This is a genomic window from Brucella rhizosphaerae (genome assembly GCF_002252475.1).
Taxonomy (GTDB): domain Bacteria; phylum Pseudomonadota; class Alphaproteobacteria; order Rhizobiales; family Rhizobiaceae; genus Brucella; species Brucella rhizosphaerae.
The window spans coordinates 1-337 of sequence record NZ_NNRK01000005.1 but is presented as its reverse complement, the minus strand read 5'-3'; the positions used below and the strand labels follow the sequence as shown (position 1 = coordinate 337).

The window sequence follows — 337 nt, the reverse complement described above, 5'->3', positions numbered from 1 at the left end:
CATCCCAAAATGCAGAAAATGGTAAAATTGCTGCGGAGTAACCAATTCCGCCTTTGGCACCATTGCCGCCAATGCCGCCAATGCCGCCAGTAATGGGGGTGGAGATATCATAAAGGCGCCCTGACAGAAGTGTGGACATAACACCACCGCCACCACCGCCACCGCCACTTCCCCCATCATGGCCAAAGTTACCGGGTGCCCAAATCCAGCCCTTTGCGACACCATTGGCCCCTTTGGTGCCGTCATTACCGGGCTGGTTCGATCGGCCGCCCCATCCTCCACCTCGAGCATGCGGACCGCTGCCGCCTTGCCCCCCAGTACCCTCCGAGGCTGAGGT

The 337-nt window shown here is 59.6% G+C and carries 1 pseudogene; it reads right to left on the bottom strand.

The features are described from left to right. Positions 1–337 (bottom strand): annotated as a pseudogene (locus CEV32_RS23550) (hypothetical protein); the annotation flags it as partial.